The organism is Rhodococcus sp. DN22, from assembly GCF_036669995.1.
GTDB classification, from domain to species: Bacteria; Actinomycetota; Actinomycetes; order Mycobacteriales; family Mycobacteriaceae; genus Rhodococcus_F; species Rhodococcus_F erythropolis.
On the sequence record NZ_CP133326.1, the window covers coordinates 4252190 to 4266278 of the forward strand.

General features: G+C 62.2%; 13 protein-coding genes and 1 riboswitch. Of the genes, 9 read left to right on the top strand and 4 right to left on the bottom strand.

Annotated elements, in window-relative coordinates; translation table 11 throughout:
• Positions 1–74: 74 nt before the first annotated feature.
• The gene (locus RA302_RS19355) at positions 75–1301 is read left to right on the top strand and encodes an MFS transporter (protein WP_039972654.1); all 1227 of its coding nucleotides are present in this window, start codon (positions 75–77) and stop codon (positions 1299–1301) included.
• On the opposite strand, the gene RA302_RS19360 is transcribed toward RA302_RS19355, so the two are convergent.
• On the bottom strand, positions 1294–2862 hold the full coding sequence (locus tag RA302_RS19360) for a carboxylesterase/lipase family protein (RefSeq protein WP_007726092.1): 1569 nt from the start codon (positions 2860–2862) through the stop codon (positions 1294–1296). The two genes, RA302_RS19355 and RA302_RS19360, sit on opposite strands and share 8 nt — an antisense overlap.
• Before the next feature lie 104 nt (positions 2863–2966).
• A riboswitch (TPP riboswitch) is annotated at positions 2967–3062 on the top strand.
• Between RA302_RS19360 and RA302_RS19365 the strand changes: the two genes are divergently transcribed.
• From RA302_RS19365 to RA302_RS19395, 7 genes are all read left to right on the top strand, one after another.
• Positions 3050–3793, top strand: a complete 744-nt coding sequence (locus tag RA302_RS19365; protein ID WP_007726090.1) for a TenA family protein — start codon at positions 3050–3052, stop codon at positions 3791–3793. (Overlaps the previous riboswitch by 13 nt.)
• Positions 3793–4821, top strand: a complete 1029-nt coding sequence (locus RA302_RS19370) for an ABC transporter substrate-binding protein (RefSeq protein ID WP_030536827.1) — start codon at positions 3793–3795, stop codon at positions 4819–4821. Before RA302_RS19365 ends, RA302_RS19370 begins: the two co-directional genes overlap by 1 nt.
• Positions 4799–5602 carry an ABC transporter permease gene (locus RA302_RS19375; RefSeq protein WP_003941393.1) on the top strand — a complete coding sequence of 268 codons (804 nt, stop codon included), beginning with the start codon at positions 4799–4801 and terminating at the stop codon, positions 5600–5602. The genes RA302_RS19370 and RA302_RS19375 overlap by 23 nt, the downstream gene beginning before the upstream one ends.
• An 8-nt stretch (positions 5603–5610) precedes the next feature.
• A complete protein-coding gene (locus RA302_RS19380) occupies positions 5611–6405 on the top strand; it encodes an ABC transporter ATP-binding protein (RefSeq protein WP_030536826.1) in 795 nt (264 codons plus the stop codon).
• Between the two features lie 288 nt (positions 6406–6693).
• Entirely contained in the window at positions 6694–7251 is a 558-nt protein-coding gene (locus tag RA302_RS19385; RefSeq protein WP_003941373.1) for a LysM peptidoglycan-binding domain-containing protein, read from the top strand.
• Between the two features lie 165 nt (positions 7252–7416).
• Positions 7417–7899, top strand: coding sequence for a hypothetical protein (locus tag RA302_RS19390; protein WP_003941346.1), 483 nt, complete (start codon positions 7417–7419; stop codon positions 7897–7899).
• Between the two features lie 212 nt (positions 7900–8111).
• Entirely contained in the window at positions 8112–9458 is a 1347-nt protein-coding gene (locus tag RA302_RS19395) for a hypothetical protein (protein ID WP_030536824.1), read from the top strand.
• 21 nt (positions 9459–9479) lie between these two features.
• Here RA302_RS19395 and RA302_RS19400 read toward each other — a convergent pair whose 3' ends face one another.
• The 3 genes from RA302_RS19400 to RA302_RS19410 form a co-directional block, all read right to left on the bottom strand.
• Positions 9480–10847: an acetamidase/formamidase family protein gene (locus RA302_RS19400; protein ID WP_065351158.1), complete on the bottom strand. Its 1368-nt coding sequence runs from the start codon at positions 10845–10847 to the stop codon at positions 9480–9482.
• Positions 10848–10960: 113 nt separating this feature from the next.
• Complete coding sequence (locus tag RA302_RS19405; RefSeq protein WP_070159798.1) at positions 10961–12079, bottom strand: class I SAM-dependent methyltransferase; 1119 nt, start codon at positions 12077–12079, stop codon at positions 10961–10963.
• A gap of 129 nt (positions 12080–12208) precedes the next feature.
• Positions 12209–13324 (bottom strand): Glu/Leu/Phe/Val dehydrogenase dimerization domain-containing protein, encoded by a 1116-nt coding sequence (locus RA302_RS19410; RefSeq protein ID WP_070159800.1) that lies wholly within the window; start codon positions 13322–13324, stop codon positions 12209–12211.
• 219 nt (positions 13325–13543) lie between these two features.
• Between RA302_RS19410 and RA302_RS19415 the strand changes: the two genes are divergently transcribed.
• The gene (locus RA302_RS19415) at positions 13544–14056 is read left to right on the top strand and encodes an Lrp/AsnC family transcriptional regulator (protein ID WP_003941343.1); all 513 of its coding nucleotides are present in this window, start codon (positions 13544–13546) and stop codon (positions 14054–14056) included.
• Positions 14057–14089 lie beyond the last annotated feature (33 nt).

Genomic DNA, 14089 nt, shown 5'->3' on the forward strand with positions numbered 1-14089 from the left:
GGCACCATCTCGGGGAAGGAAAGAACGTGGTCGCCTCAGCAGATCGGCGTCCACCTGCGTCCACGGACGTAGTTATCCCCAGCTATCTCCCTCTCGTACTGGTCAATCTCGCGACGCTGTTCTCGGCGATCGGCAACGGTATCGCCATCGTCGTGCTCCCCTGGCTGGTTCTCGAACGAACCGGTAAGGCTACCGACGCGGCGATAGTTGCCGGCGCAGCAGCCATTCCGCTACTCGTGTCGAGCCTGTTTTCGGGGACATTCGTCGACAAGTTCGGACGCCGTCGAACGTCGATGATTTCCGACGCTCTCTCTGCGATGTCCGTTGCAGCGATTCCGATCATCGCGGCCACCGCGGGCTTGACGATCCCGGTGATCGCGGCGTTGGCCGCACTCGGCGCCGTGTTCGACCCCGCCGGAATGGCGGCGAGGGAGTCCATGCTGCCTGCAGCGACTCGGACCGCCAAGTGGAAGCTCGATCGAACCAACAGTGTGTACGAGGCCAACTTCAACGTCGCGTATCTGATCGGCCCTGGCATCGGCGGTGTCCTCATCGCAACGATCGGAGCGGTGAACACGCTCTGGGTCACGGCGGCAGGTTTTGTGTTCTCGATAGTCGTGGTCGCCTTCATCCGGCTTCCCGGCGCCGGAGTGCCCGAACACGAACACCGTCCGAAATCGATCTGGCACGGCACACTCGACGGTCTTCGGTTCGTCTGGAACAACAAACTGCTGCGCACCCTGGCGCTGATCGACATGGCAGTCGTCGCGCTCTACATGCCTGTGGAGAGTGTCGTGTTCCCGGTGTACTTCACAGAGTTGGATCAACCGGCCCAACTCGGATCGGTGTTGATGGCCTTGGCGATCGGCGGCATCATCGGCTCTCTCGCCTACGCCCCACTGGCGCCGATCATGTCCCGGCGGCTGATCATGATTTTTGCCGTCGCCGTTCTCGGCATAGCGATGCTGGCCATGGCGCTCCTACCTCCACTGTGGGTGATCCTCGTACTTGCCGGACTGCAGGGCCTCGTCTACGGACCAGTCGGCCCGATCGCCAACTACGCCATGCAGACGCACAGCCCGGAGCACATGCGTGGACGCGTCGTCGGTGTCATGACGTCGACGGCCTACGCCGCAGGCCCGCTCGGCTACCTCGCGGTCGGCCCGCTGCTCGATCAACTCGGAATCGCGTCGACCTTTGTGGCCCTGTCGATTCCGATCATCCTGATCGCCGCAGTCTGTGCCTCTCTGCCGGTGCTTCGCGAACTGGATCGTCCGCGGCACTCGACCGACGTCAGTTGAACCCCATCACGTCGTTGCCCCAGGCGACGCGCAATCCGTGATCGGGGTCGCTGACGAGGGTGTCGGCGGAGTCGATCAACAGCGTCGACCGCTTCTCTTCCTCGTACGGCGCCCAGTGCTTCGAGCCGTCGAGGGCCGCCGGCACGGCATGCCTGGCGAAGGCCAACCATCGCCGTTGGATACGGCCGGCCACCTCCATCGCGGCCTTCCGACCGCCGAGCCAGAACGTGGGGTCGACGTTCAGGGTTCCGAAATTGCCGAATACATAAGGTAATTCGGTCGCGTGGCCCGCGCCGATCCGCGCCGCCTTGAGCATCGGCGTCGCGTGATCGAAGCGGTAGACCCATGTAGGGGAATGCCTGCAGTGCGCGTCGGCGATCCAGAGGGTCGGCATGCGAAACGCAGCGTCCCGTGACAGTGCCAGCGCGCCACTCGGTTTCGCATGGTCAGGGTAAGCCGACATGATCTCGGCAAGTTTGGTCGCGGAGATGTCGGGGTGATCGTCGGCCAGTAATTGGAGCATTGCCTCGACGGACTGCGCACTCACCGGCATCAGCGGAGACTTCATGAACTTGAAGATCGACGCCTCGTCCTTGTTGGAACCGATGATCAGTGGGATTCGGTGCGCGTAACCCTTCTGGAAAGCCGCAACCGGGTAGTGCGGCACCAGATCGCGATCGACAACGGGTGCCATCGCCAAAGTTCCCGGAATCCGGGTCGGAATTTCGTTGACCAAATCATCGCTTGCCTTGACGAGCAGTTCCAGATCCGTGGTCAGCAGATCGCCTGCGTCTTCGGGGTCGATCGAGAGCAGTTCGAGAAACCGCTCCGCCACGGTCTTGGCGCGCTCGGCCCCGTAGACGGAGGTCGCGGGCGGACTCTGGGCAATCGCACGATGGAACAGACCTTCGGCGCTCGGACAGGTCATGAGCGTCGTGATGGATCCTGCGCCGGAGGACTCACCGAACACGGTCACCGCACTCGGGTCACCACCGAAGGCGTCGATGTTGTCTCGAACCCATTCGAGTGCCGCAATCTGGTCTCGCAGACCACAGTTCGATTCGAAAACAGTATCCGCGGTGGAGAATGCAGACAGGTCCAGGAATCCGAGTGCGCCGACGCGATAGTTGAAGGAGACGAGAACGACGTCACCGGTTTCAGCCAGATGACGGCCGTCGTAGATCGTTTGGGCGGCGGATCCGAGGCAGTAGGCGCCGCCGTGAATCCACACCATCACCGGTCGCGGCGTGCCGTCGGGTCGCGGGGCCCAGACGTTGATCGACAGGCAGTCCTCGTCGATTTTGAAGGCCCGATCGATCGGAACCGCCGGACTCTGGCCTTGCGGCGCGATCGGCCCGAACTCACGACAGTCGCGCACCCCGTCCCACGGCTGTGCGGGTTGTGGCGCTCGGAACCTCCGCTCACCCACCGGCGCCGCTGCGTAGGGCATGCCCTTCCACGCGAATACACCGCCATCCGGATACCCGCGGGCTTCTCCGCCTCGCGCCCGGATCACCAGAGTTCCGTCCTCGCCGAGATTTGGTCGAACGTCGGTCTCCATGTCTGAATCCCCTCCCGACCCGCGCGTGTGGCAATCAAGACCAAACCTACCAATCTCGGACGGGTGTGCGCCGAGTACACAACCCCTCGGTGTTAAGGTCGCCTAGTTCTGACACGGGGTGCTCCGCATGGGCGGGGCTGAGAACACACCCGGGAACCTGATCAGGTAATGCTGACGAAGGGATGTCATGGCTACTACGCAGCCTGCATACAATTCTGCCGAAAACTCGGTGGCCACAGCGCCGTCGACGGATCGGTTCACAGATCGACTCTGGGCCGAGACGAAGGCCCTCCGCGAGTCGATCGACTCACTGGAGTTCCTCCGCCGCCTCGGCGACGGAACATTGCCTCTCGACGCGTTCCGCACGTACATCGAGCAAGACAAGCTTTATCTCGAGGGGTATTCGAAAGCGTTGTCCCTGGTCGCGGCCCATGCCCCGGATCCGCAGTCCGCGGGCTTCTGGTCGAATTCCGCGTCCACGGCAGCGACAGTGGAATCTGCGCTTCACGACGGACTTCTCACCGGTGGAATTCTTCCAGCGGGATCGGGAAGGCTCGAGCATTCGCAGGCCTGCCTGGGATACGTCTCGTATCTGACGGCGACTGCAGCAACTGCGCCTTACCCGGTCTCCGCAGCGGCAGTACTCCCCTGCTTCTGGATCTACGCCGAGGTCGGCCGCGATCTTGCCGCTTCAGCGCGCGAGGTACTCGACGCCGATCCGTCGCATCCGTACGCACAGTGGGTCACGACCTACGACGCACCCGAATTCCACGAGTCGGTGGCGCAGGCCCGCGTACTGGTCGATGCTGCGGCCGAAGCTGCCACCGAGACAGAGCGTGAGGCGATGAGTGAAGCATTCCGCATCGCCAGCCGCTATGAGCTGATGTTCTGGGATTCCGCACTCCACCAGCAGCCTTGGCCGGCGTCGTGATGTCGTTTGCGGCGCTGCGCCGCACGCTTGCCACGTCTGCCGCGATCGCAGCCGCGTTCACAGTTCTGACCGGATGCGCCTCTGACACCGGCTCTTCCGACGGGACCATTCGGTTCGCACTCGACTGGACACCGAACACGAACCACACCGGTTTGTACGTAGCACTCCAAGAGGGCTACTTCGAGGACGCCGGCCTGGACGTCTCGATCCTGCCGTACAACAACACCTCGCCCGACACCCTGGTCGATGCCGGCAATGCGGAGTTCGGCATCAGCACACAGAGTCAGGCCACGTTCGCCCGTGCAGCCGGCGCCGCCACGACGTCCGTCATCGCGCCACTTCAGCACCGCGCCACCGGCATCGGCGTGAAGGCGGATCGTGCGGACATCACGCGCCCACGTGATCTCGACGGGAAGACGTACGCCGGGTTCGGTGATCCCGGCGAAGTCGAAACGCTGCAGCAGATCATCCGCAACGACGGCGGGACCGGGAACTTCACGACGGTCACGCTCGGAACTTCCGCGTACGAAGCCGTGTACTCGGGCCAGGCAGACTTCACCGTCTCCTACTTTGCTTGGGAAGGCCTCGAAGCGGAGCGAAACGGAACTCCGATGCGGTACTTCCAGTACACCGATTACGGCTTCCCCGATGCATATTCGATCGTGATCAACGGCAACCAGCAGTGGTTGAAGGACCATCCCGACGAGGCACGCAAGTTCGTCAAAGCCGTTCAACGCGGATATCAGACTGCTGCCGACAACCCGGACCAGGCCGCGCAGGATCTCATCGACGCGAACCCCGGAGCATTCACCGACGAAGACCTCGTGCGTGAGAGTCAGCGGATGCTCGCCGCCGACTACATGAAAGACGCCAACGGCGTTGTGGGCGCCCAGAATCTCGAAACCTGGTCGGGCTACTCGGGATTCCTCTTCGAGAACGGATTGCTCGCCGGACCCGATGGGAAGCCGTTGACCCAGAAGCCGGACTGGTCGGAGTACTTCACCAATGAGTATCTCGACGCGTCCTGACGTGAGCGGACGGTTGGTCTCGACCATGCGGCGGGCGCTTCCCGCGCTCGCCGTGGTGGTGCTCCTCGTGGCGGCGTGGCAGATCTACGTCGAGATCAGTGGGATTCGGCCGCAAGTACTTCCGTCTCCGGGGCGCGTTCTGTCCCAGGGGTGGGACAACCGCGAGATCATCTCCGGCCACGCCTGGTCGACATTGCAGGTCACGTTGGTCGGCTTCACTGTTTCATTGGTGTTGGCCTGGATTCTTGCCGTGGTCGTGGACTTTTCGCCGTGGTTGTCACGCGCGCTGGTACCACTTTTCGTCGTCTCGCAGACGCTGCCGATCATCGCCATCGCGCCGCTGATGATCATCTGGTTCGGCTTCGGGCTGTTGCCGAAGGTGTTGGTGATCGCCCTTGCGACGTTCTTCCCCATGACCATCGGACTCATCGAGGGATTTGCCGCAGCCGACCGGGAAGCGGGCGCTCTCCTGCGCAGTATGGGCAGCACTCGCTGGCAGGAGTTCCGATACGTTCGCCTTCCTTCGGCAATTCCGCGATTCTTCACTGCCCTGCGCATCGGCATCACGTATGCGGTCGTGGGTGCGGTGTTCTCCGAATACGTCGGCGCTACTTCCGGTTTGGGTATCTACATGAGCACCCAGAAGAACTCCTTCCGCACCGACCTGGTGTTGGCGGCCGTACTGGTGACCGCGTTGATCAGCGTCACGCTGTACTTGCTGACGTTCGCCATCGAGCGCATCGTTGCACCATGGGCGATGAACGAAAGGTCGCGGACATGACTGACCCGATGGTCGAGGATGCAATGGTCGAAATCCAGGACCTGACCAAGAGGTTCGACACGGCCGGAGAATCGCGTCTCGTGCTCGATTCGGTGTCCTTTGGCGCCGACGCGGGCGAATTCGTGTCGGTGATCGGGCCGAGCGGCTGCGGCAAGAGCACGATCTTCAACGTCCTGGCCGGGCTCGAATCCCCGACCGCGGGTTCGGTCCGTGTGGGCACGCGCGCAACGGAATCCGAACCAGCCACCGAGGTGCATACCGCGTACATGCCGCAGAAAGATCTTCTGTTCCCTTGGCGTTCGGTATTGGACAACACGGCCCTCGGTTTGGAAGTGCAGGGAGTCGGCAAGAAGGAAGCACGCGAGCGCGCTCGCGAGTTGTTCCCGGCGTTCGGACTGTCCGGATTCGAGGACGCCCGGCCGTCACAGCTGTCCGGCGGCATGCGCCAGCGAGCGGCGATGCTGCGCACCGTTGTTCAGGGCAAACCTGTCCTGCTGCTCGACGAGCCGTTCGGCGCACTGGACTCGTTGACTCGGACCGAGATGCAGGCCTGGTTACAAGACGTGTGGCAGCAGTACCGGTGGACCGTGCTGATGATCACGCACGATATTCGTGAAGCGATCTATCTGTCCGATCGCGTGGTCGTTCTGTCGGCGAGGCCGGCAACGGTCAGGTGCGTCGTCGACGTTCCCTTGCCGAGGCCACGCGAACTGGACATGATCACCTCGCCCGAGTTCGCCGACGTCGAGCGTGAGCTGCTTGCCGTACTCCACGACGAGACTCGCAAGTCGCTACACCCCTAGCGGTTACTGACAATGCGCTGAGAGCGCGCCGATTTCACCTGCCGTTCAAGAGAAAGTGCATCGCAACGGTGCAACTTCGCGTAGGATGTCGCGGCGCGTTCGCCCAAAACGCCTTAATGTCAGCAAGATCCGAACGCTCGACACGCAATCCGTCAACGCTGCACAATTCTCTGTACTCTTCGGTAACGTACACTCGGTCGCCTACGAGACCAACGGCCAGAAGGTAACTGGACGGTAAAGCGGAATCGTGGAGGCACAGTCATCGCAACAGATTTGGAAAGGGACAGCGTGAGCACACTGCAGTCAGGTCAGAGCCTCGGAGTCGGCCAGGAACTCAAGTCCGACAACGGCGCATACACCCTCACCTTGCAGGACGACGGCAACCTGGTTCTGTCCGAGGGCGGACAGGCTGTTTGGGCCGCAGGCACCAACGGATCCGGCGCCAACCGCGCCGAGGTGCAGGCTGACGGAAACTTCGTCATCTACAAGGACTCCGACGCCGTGTGGGCATCGCAGACCGCAGGCAACGACGGTGCCTCCCTCTCGGTTCAAGACGATCGCAACGTCGTTCTGTCCGCCGGCGGAAATGCTCTGTGGTCGTCGGACACTGCAATCGCAGCGCCGGCCGCCGAGGCTGCCCCGGAGCCCGCTCCGGCACCCGAGCCCGAGCCTGCCCCCGCCGCTCCGGCAGCGCAGAGCTACACCGTCGAAAGCGGCGACACCCTGTGGGCGATCGCAGAGCGTTTCTACGGTGACGGCAACCAGTACCAGCGCATCGCGGATGCAAACGGCATCCCGAACCCGGATCTCATCAACGCCGGTCAGGTACTGACGATCCCCGCCTGATTCACTGCTTGACCTGGCCCTGGGTGCCGACGTCCGCGTCGGCACCCAGGGCCTTTTGTGTTCTACGCCACACAGATTCGCGTCCCGCCCAGCAGACCCTGATACTCCATTGCGGCATCTTTTCGCCTACAGTACTTCCGTACTGCTCCCGAAGGACAGGTGTGCATGAAAGACAGAACAGTCATGATCGGCGCTGTCGCAGTGGCCGCTCTTTCTCTGACATCAGGCCTCGTTTTCGGCGGAGCAGCCGGCGCATTCGGTGCCGGCGGCCCTGTGGTGAAGCCTCCCACTCTGGTCTCGTCGGTTTCCGTGGAGTCCGTCGCCGGGATCGAACCGGCCGCGTTTTACAGCTCGGTTGCAGTCCCCACGGTTGTCATCCCGCCGACGCCGACCTGGCGAATCGCCGACGAGACGACCGCTCCTCGCAATCAGCCGCTTGTGGTGACCGCGACAAGCACGAGCTCCGCCACCTCGACTACGACGGCCACCAGTACGACAACACCCGTCTCATCCACCACAACTGCGTCGGCTACCGCGACCTCGTCACCGACCGCGACGGCCACAACCACCAAGACCAGCACCACCCCCGTTGTCACGACCGGGTCCACGCCGCCCGTCGTCGAGGTCTCGCCCGTTCTCGCCGGATAACCCTCGCCCTTTCGCCCGCACACCGCCTGGCGTGACGGCGGTTACAGGCACACTTCAGTCGCCGCTCTCGAATAACCGATCTACCTGCGACTACCTTCCTCGCCGTCACGGTTCGTGGTCCGCTGCAATCCGGTCGACCGGAAAAGGACAGCAGCATTGTCGGAGCCTCGCGATACCGTATAGGTCTGAGCTTTTGCGGAAGGAGGTGGCTGATGAGCGCAATGGGCTTCGATCTCGATGTCAGTGTCGACCGGGCGTGGGCAGAATTTCAACGTCGCCTCGGCGATCACATTTCCATCATGGTCGACGGCGACGTGCTTGCCGTGGAATCGTCCACCGGCGACTTCGATCCAGCTGACGGCGCAGCGCCATGCGTTCAGTTCCTCGTGTGGGACAAGAACACAGTCCGCTGCGAGGTTCCTTCCAACGACTTCCTTCATCCACGCTATCGACTCGAAGATGCCGACGAACAAAAGTTGATCGCACTCGGCTGGAATCCGCCTTCCGAGAATCTCGAGGATCCGAACAACTCCCCCGCCTTCTGCGTCGACAAGGCACAGAACTGGGCCGATCAGCTCGCAGCGATGACTGTCGCTGCATTCCGTGATGTGTTCGGTGTGCAGCACCCGGCTTTTCTATCCAGCGATCTCACCGGCAACGAGCAGACTCCGGATTTCGATCCGTCGGTCGTCGAGTCGACAGAACTTCCGACCCTCGACCCCACCGCGGCCTACATGCCCAACGACATCGACCATCTCAAGGAGTTGGTCACTCTCGCTTTGCTTCCCATGCTCGGCACTCTTCCCGAGCGAGACAGCGACGGCGACATACCCATTCGTGTCGGTTCGACTGTCATGTTCGTCGGTCCACTTTCCGAGTCCATGGACGTGCAGTTGTTCTCGCCGCTCGTTCAGGACATCAGCAACCGCACCCGTGCAGCCGAGGTCATCGCCGATCTCAACCGCAAGTGGTCGCGCATCAAGTTCGTCTTGATCGACGACCGTCTGTCGGTGTTCCTCGAGGTGGCGGGTTCACCATTCGTTCCCAAGCAACTCACCGATACGTGCGCCGCCCTGACATCGTTCCTGCGTACCGTGGACGACGAGTTCGCCGCACGCGTCGGCGGAGACCTCTTCTTCGCGAACAAGAGCGGTGATTCCTCCTCGCTGCAGCCCGATCTGACAGCCGAGGACCTGCCTCCCGAACTCGAGACCCTGCTGCACCTCGATCTGGATGTGGCCGAGGATCTCGACGCGGTAGCCGATGTCTGCGGTCGTGATCGCGATCTGATTCTTCAGCTCCTCCACATCAGCAACGAATGGCAGATTCAGCTGCGTAGTCAGGCTGTGGACGCCCACAGTCGCGGGGACGCCGAAGAGGCGGCGGGCTACGAGGATCAGGTCGGCGGGTGGGAACTCATGGTCGACCGTCTGCGCGGGGCTTTGCGACTGGTGGTCCTGCCCAATTCTCGGACCGAGACGCCGGCAAAGCCGCAACCTGAGCAGATGGGCTTGTTTGCCGATCCCTTGCAACAGAGCCTCTTCGACGATCCGTCCTGATAACACGGATCGCCTTTCCCGCTATTCGAAGTGGGATTTGACGATCTGTCCGTGGACGCCCACGGTTCGATCGACTACCTGCGAGACCGTGAAATCGGCTGCGGCAGAAAGATAGGCGTAGGCCGTCGCTCGATCCATTCCGCGATCATGCTCGAGGAAGTCGAGCGCGTTGACCACCGCGCGCCGCATGGCGCCGTTGAGGTCACTGTTCTGCCCATCGACCGAACCGTTGGGGTCGGACAGGCCGATCGGAATCCAGGCCTCCTCGGTCTCAGCGAACGGGTATCCGAAAGCCACCGATGGAGCGTCACCGGAATCCTTCTTACACACGCTGAGTCGGAACGTGCCGCGCAGCGATCCTTCCATCGCGGTCAACGCTGCCTCACCGTCTCCCATCGCCATGTGGGGGTCACCGACGTAGAACAGGGCGCCTTCGGCAAAGACCGGCAAATAGAAGGTTGATCCAACACCGAGATGCCTGATGTCGATGTTTCCGCCGCCCAGCGTCGGAGGAATGGAGTTCGACGACGGGGATGTCGGGTCGGCATCCGAGGAATAGGCAACTCCCATCATTCCCATGAAGGGCCGCAGGGGAAACCGCACCTTCGACTGTCCGAAAGGCATCACGCCCTTGCCGTCTTCGATCGCCGTGAAAGTGGAAACACCGCCGTACTTCAACGGGTCCTTTGTTGCGCGCCCGTCTGTGGCGACCGGCGGCATGACTTCGTCCAGAGTGATTCCCGCTGGAGCGGTTCCGTCTGCTGTGACGGCGAGAGCGCCCTTGCCGTGTCTGCTCGACACAACGCCGTACGGCACGCGGGGAATGGCTTCGAGAGTCTCGATCTTGAGTACGTCTCCAGGCTGGGCGCCTTCGACGAAGACCGGGCCGGTGACGACGTGCGGTCCGTCCTTGTCGAAGTTTCGTTCGGTTCGGTTGTATTCGGCCGCAACGGCAATCGCATCCTCGAGCACGTCCTTCTCGGAAACGCCTTTGCTACCGAAGTATTCGAGAGGATTGCGCCCTTGATCCTCGAGAATTCCCTCGTGCGAGAGGGCGTCGATCGTGACGGTCTGGCCCGACTTCATCCGCATCACCTCGCGGGTGTGGATGTTGGGCACATAACCCCACATGACGTCCGACGGATCCGAACTCAGATAGTGATCGCCACTGACGTTTCCGCTGCCCGGTTGCAGAATCGGAATGCCATCGGCGAACGGTAGTGCAGAGGAGGACGATCCAGCCGGTGACGCGTTCGAGTGCGCGCATCCCGAAGCCACACCGGCAACTCCTACGCCCGCACCGAGGGCAGCGACTGCCCTCATGAATCCGCGTCGGCCAAGACCTTTCGTCAGGTCTTCGGCTGCGTTGCGGGCAAGAGTGTATTCCATCGAGATTCCTCCGGAGTGCGTGACGATGTGCGACTGCGAAGAAAGCTAGACCCGATTTGTTACTCGTTCATTACCATTTCATGGCAAGGAAATACCGCTGACTGAGAATGAATTCAGCGACGGCGAAGCCGCCAGAGCGAGGTCGTCTCTCGTGCCCGGGCAGCGTGAAGCGCATCGGTTCGGTCACTGACCTTTGCGTGCGTCGGTTTGACGTCCATGCGATCGACAACAGTGAGTCCACCGGCCGCAATCAGGTCGTGTAGTTCGGATCGCGTTCGGAGACCGAGGTGTTCGGCAATGTCCGAGAGGATCAGCCACGCTTCTCCCCCGTCGTCCAGATGCGCTGCGACACCAGTCAGGAAGCCCTTCAGCATCGCTCCAGCGGGGTCGTAGACGGCGTATTCGATGGGCGAGGTGGCCTTGGCCGGAATCCAGGGAGGATTGCAGACCACCAACGGAGCGGTGCCTTCGGGAAAGAGGTCTGCTTCCACCACGGTCACCTGATCGCCGTAGCCAAGCCGCGAGAGGTTGCTACGAGCGCATTGCAGTGCCCGGGGGTCCTGGTCGGTGGCCGTCACTGCCTTGACACCGCGCTGCGCCAGTACGGCAGCAAGAACGCCGGTGCCGGTGCCGATGTCGAAAGCCGATTCCGTCGACGGCAGTGGCGCAGACGCGACAAGATCGACATACTCCCCGCGGACGGGTGAGAACACTCCGAAGGCGGGATGCACTCGTGCGTCGAGAGCCTCGATGAAAACACCTTTGCGGTGCCACTCGTGAGCGCCGATCGCGCCGAGGATGTCACGCAACGAGCGAACCGAAGGCTCACCGGTAATCCCGAAAGCTTCGGTCAACGCGACTTGCGCGTCCGGGGCTCGCCGGAGTGGAATCGACAGATCTGCATCCAAGGGAATGAGCAGCATGCCGAGGATCTGCGCGCGGCGTCCTTGGGTCTGCCGGTGGAGATGGAAGGCTTTGGCTGGGTCGTCGGACGCTCGGCGCGGCTTGCGGTCGATGCGCGACGCGACGGCCTTCGACAGTTGGCGAGCGTTCTGAAAATCTCCGCGCCACAACAACGCCGTGCCTTCGCATGCCAAGCGATAGGCGTCGTCGGCCTTCATCGTGTCGTCGGCGACAACGATGCGCTTGGGCACCGGGGCGTTGCTCGTCGAACCCCAACGGGCCGATTGCTCGACGTCGTTCTCGGTCCACACTGCGAATTGTTCAGTCATGTAAGCCCTTCCGGCGTCCGACGCATAGCGGCCGGTCTACCGGCTGATGTGGTCCAGATCTGCAAAATCTGCTCGTCTGGTGTCCACACTAGTCGGGACCGGCCGCGCTACATGACTGCGAGAGGGATGTCAGCCCTTGGCTACGCGAGCTACCTCGGCGATCCGAGCCTCGGCGACCGCGTCAGCAGCCTCGCCGGCGAGGATTCCGTCGTTCTTCGACTTCGCGAAGATCTCGGTGACCGTGTCGAAGATCTTCTCGACCTTGAGCTTGACCTCTTCGGCCGAGTTGCCCTTCAGCTCGCCGGCAACCTGGATGAGGCCGCCGCCGTTGGCGACGTAATCGGGGGTCCAGGTGATGCCGCGGTCGCGGAGGATGTTCTCGACCTCGGGCACGGTGAGCTGGTTGTTGGCAGCGCCGCAGACAACCTCGGCCTTGATCGAGCGTGCGGTCGTGTCGGTGAGTGTTGCGCCCATCGCACACGGTGCGTAAACGTCGAGATCAGCGTCGATGATGCTGTCGACGATGCTCACCTGCGGGAAGTCCGCCTTGACGCGATCGAGCGCTCCGGCGTTGACGTCAGTCGCCAACACGGTTGCGCCGTCTGCGAGGAGAAGCTTGATCAGCTCGTAGCCGACCTTGCCTGTGCCCTCGACACCAACAGTCTTGCCTGCGAGCGACGGAGTGCCCCAATGCGACTGTGCCGCGGCGCGCATCGACTGGAATACGCCGAGGGCCGTCATCGGAGCGCTGTCGCCGGAACCGCCGACCGTAGCGTTGCGGCCGACGACGTAGTCGGTGTTACGACCGATGATGTCGAGATCGTTGGAGTTGGTTCCGACATCACCAGCGGTGATGTAGCGACCGCCGAGGGTCTGGACGAATTTTGCGTAGGCGCCGAGCAATTCGTCGGTCTTGGCCGTTGCGGGGTCGCCGATGATGACAGCCTTGCCGCCGCCGAGGTCGACGCCGGCAACCGCAGCCTTGTAGGTCATGCCGCGCGAGAGGCGCAAAACGTCTGTGACTGCGGCAGATTCGTCGGAGTACGGGTAGAAGCGCGTTCCGCCGAGCGCGGGACCGAGCGTCGTGGAGTGGATGGCGACGATGGCCTTGAGGCCGCTCGCGGGATCCTGGAAGAAGCTCACCTGCTCGTGGGGGTAATCGCGCAGGTAGTCGGCGCGATCGAACACGCCCGCAGTGTCGTCATGGGAAACAACGGAGTTCACGGGCTCGGCGGTGAGAGTCATTGTGGGATAGACCTTTCCGAAGGATAAACGGGGCGCAGTCGAAATATTGGGACGAATTGGCCGTTGGGTACTATTGGGGACAAATAACCCAAAGAGAATCCCGCTGAGCAATTCGTGGAACCAATGCTCTGCCTGAGTTACGATTTGGTCAATGCAAATCTCTTGAACTAGTCAATTCGATCATCCAGTGACTCATATCACTGAGGAGAGGTTCACAAAGTGCTCAGCATCGACAAGCTCGACGTCCAGTTGCTCGGTCTGCTCAGCAAGGACTCGAGGATGAGTGTGGCCGAGTTGGCCAACTCGTTGGGCGTCGCCCGCAACACCGTCCAGTCGCGAATGAAGCGCATGGAATCCAACGGACTTCTCACCGGGTTTCGGCCGAATCTCAATCTCCCCGAGGTCGGTATCCCGATTCAGGCATTTGTCGGTCTGGAACTCGAGCAGGGCAAGATCAGTGCAGTCGCTCGGAGTCTGACCGAGTTGCCCGAGGTGATCGAAATTCACGCCACGACCGGTCGCGAGGATTTGCTCGTTCGCGTCGCCACCTCGACGCACGCGGCCCTGCAGAAGTTGGCCGAGCAGATCGTGTCACTTCCAGGCGTCACGCATTCGACCACGACCATCGCTCTGACCAATCCCCTTCCGTATCGAATTCAGCCTCTCCTCGAGCACCTCACCAATGACGCCGGCTGGGGTCGTTCGACCGCCTTCCCCCGTCAGCAGGACTAGGACGGGTGGTCGCGTCGATGCTTCCCAGTGCGC

Coding starts and splice junctions, on each gene's coding strand:
- RA302_RS19380 (WP_030536826.1), top strand. CDS start 5,611: ATGGTCGAGGATGCAATGGTCGAAATCCAGGACCTGACCAAGAGGTTC.
- RA302_RS19405 (WP_070159798.1), bottom strand. CDS start 12,079: ATGACTGAACAATTCGCAGTGTGGACCGAGAACGACGTCGAGCAATCG.
- RA302_RS19390 (WP_003941346.1), top strand. CDS start 7,417: ATGAAAGACAGAACAGTCATGATCGGCGCTGTCGCAGTGGCCGCTCTT.
- RA302_RS19395 (WP_030536824.1), top strand. CDS start 8,112: ATGAGCGCAATGGGCTTCGATCTCGATGTCAGTGTCGACCGGGCGTGG.
- RA302_RS19410 (WP_070159800.1), bottom strand. CDS start 13,324: ATGACTCTCACCGCCGAGCCCGTGAACTCCGTTGTTTCCCATGACGAC.
- RA302_RS19375 (WP_003941393.1), top strand. CDS start 4,799: ATGAGTATCTCGACGCGTCCTGACGTGAGCGGACGGTTGGTCTCGACC.
- RA302_RS19365 (WP_007726090.1), top strand. CDS start 3,050: ATGGCTACTACGCAGCCTGCATACAATTCTGCCGAAAACTCGGTGGCC.
- RA302_RS19360 (WP_007726092.1), bottom strand. CDS start 2,862: ATGGAGACCGACGTTCGACCAAATCTCGGCGAGGACGGAACTCTGGTG.
- RA302_RS19400 (WP_065351158.1), bottom strand. CDS start 10,847: ATGGAATACACTCTTGCCCGCAACGCAGCCGAAGACCTGACGAAAGGT.
- RA302_RS19370 (WP_030536827.1), top strand. CDS start 3,793: ATGTCGTTTGCGGCGCTGCGCCGCACGCTTGCCACGTCTGCCGCGATC.